Genomic DNA, 1,200 nt, shown 5'->3' on the forward strand with positions numbered 1-1,200 from the left:
CGGCCGGACCGCGCCGATCGGCGGGTTGGAGGCGAGCGGCGAGACCTTCACGGTGCTGCCCGGCCGGGGCGCCTGGACCACCATCCCGTCCCCCGCGTAGATCGCCACATGGGTCGCCTTGGGGTAGTAGACCACCAGGTCACCGGGGCGCACCTGGTCCAGCGGCACCCGGGGCAGCTTCCGCCACTGCTCCTGGCTGGTGCGCGGGATGGGGTGCCCGGCGTGGGCCCACGCCTGCGAGGTCAGCCCGGAGCAGTCGAACGAGTCCGGCCCCTCCGCCCCCCACGCGTACGGCTTGCCGATCTGCTGGAGGGCGTAGCGCAGGGCCCGGTCACCGGCCTGGGACGGGGCGCGCCCGGCCCGCCGGAACGTTCCGGCGGAGACCAGGGCCCGCTGGGCGGTGGCGGTCTGCCGCCGCTCCCGCTGCCGCAGCGTGCGCAGCTCGTCCTCGCTCAGCGAGGCCAGCGCCCGCTCGATCGCCCGCAGCCGGCCGGCGACCCGGTCCCGCTGCTTCTTCCGCCGCTCGGTGAGCGCCCGCCGCTTCTCCAGCGAGGCACGGGCCCGGCCGGCCGCCCGGTCGGCCCGCCGCTCGCTCCGCTCCATCCGGAGCACGGCGAGGGACTGCCGGTCGGCCGCCCGGCGCAGCTCGTGCCGCCGGTCGGAGACGCGCCGCGGATCGCCGCTGAGCACGGACCGGACGGTGGCCGACAGGCCCACGGTGTCCCGGTACTGCTCACGGGCGATCCGCCCGGCCGTGGCCCGCCCGGCGGCGAGGTCACCGCGGGCGCGGCGCAGCTCCCGGTCGAGCCGCCCGCTGCGCTTCCGTTCGGCCCGCAGTCTCTCCTCGGTGGCGTTGTACGCCTCGGTGGCCTCCTCGGCCTGGACGTAGAGGGTCCGCATCCGCGTGAGCAGTTCCGACACCGGCGGCCGGTCGGCCACCGGGTCGGCCGCGGCGCCGGCCGGCGGGGGCGCCGTCAGCGCGGCGGCGGCCAGCGAGGCCGTGCAGACGATCCGGGCGATGCGGCCTGACATGTACTCACCTCCGGCTGGGGGAACACAGCAGGAGCGTGCCACGGTCCGTCAGATAATCATCGTAAATGTGGTCGTATCGGATCAAGGCGCTCACTCGTCCGACGGAGAAGGCGGCCGGCACGCGTGTCGCCCGGCGGACCGGGGCGCCCGCCGTGTACGGCCGGGCGC

At 76.6% G+C, this 1,200-nt stretch carries 1 protein-coding gene; it reads right to left on the bottom strand.

All coding sequences use genetic code 11. The annotated features are described in order from the left end of the window. Nucleotides 1-1,032, bottom strand: a 1,032-nt coding sequence (locus IHE55_RS30480) for a C40 family peptidase (protein ID WP_197992643.1), incomplete at its 3' end; no start/stop codon positions are given. Nucleotides 1,033-1,200 lie beyond the last annotated feature (168 nt).

It is taken from the genome of Streptomyces pactum (assembly GCF_016031615.1).
In the GTDB taxonomy this organism is placed as follows: domain Bacteria; phylum Actinomycetota; class Actinomycetes; order Streptomycetales; family Streptomycetaceae; genus Streptomyces; species Streptomyces pactus.